The organism is Pseudanabaena sp. PCC 9330, from assembly GCF_055795045.1.
This window is the reverse complement of the sequence record NZ_JAYFES010000009.1, coordinates 1-631: the sequence shown is the minus strand read 5'-3', so window position 1 is coordinate 631 and position 631 is coordinate 1. Positions and strand designations below refer to the sequence as shown.

The 631-nt window shown below is 57.2% G+C and carries 1 protein-coding gene; it reads left to right on the top strand.

Features of this window, described 5'->3' with window-relative positions; translation table 11 throughout:
* Positions 1-631: transposase (locus AC0QKW_RS00035; protein WP_473149031.1), on the top strand; the 631-nt coding region annotated here is incomplete at both ends.

Genomic DNA, 631 nt, shown 5'->3' with positions numbered 1-631 from the left:
TGAAGCCGGGCCGTTCCAAACCGTGCCGGATGCCGCCCCCAGTTGGCACCGTGAAGGCCAACCCCAACGGCAAGACCACGAGTATCTCCGCAATGGCACCGCCAAAGTCCTCACCCTATTTCATCCCAGCGATGGCCAGGTGCGGTTGAAAGGCGTTGAGCAGACTCCCAATGCGGTCTTGCATCCCTGGTTAAAAACCGAACTGACCGCCATCCTGGACACCTTACCGGATGTCACTCCCGCGGTCTCTCAAGCTGATCTCCAGCAGACCTGGCACCAGTGGCGAGACGGGTTAACGGTGACGTTTACCTTACCGGACGTTTTACCCCCGTTGCGCCTCTTGTTAGTGTGGGACAACTTAACCGGACATAAAACACCTGAGTTGATGCAGTGGCTGTGTGAGCATGGCATTTTGCCCTTGTACACCCCGTTGTCTGGCAGCTGGTTAAACATGGCCGAGTCCATTCAGCGCATCCTTAAGCGACGGGCGTTGGATGGGCAGCATCCCGAAACCCCTCAACAGATTATGGACCGATTTGAGGTCGTGGCTGAGGTTTGGAATCAACACCCAACGCCGTTTGAATGGGGCGGTAAACGAGCCGCTCGACGGCAACGAGCACGAGCGAAACGG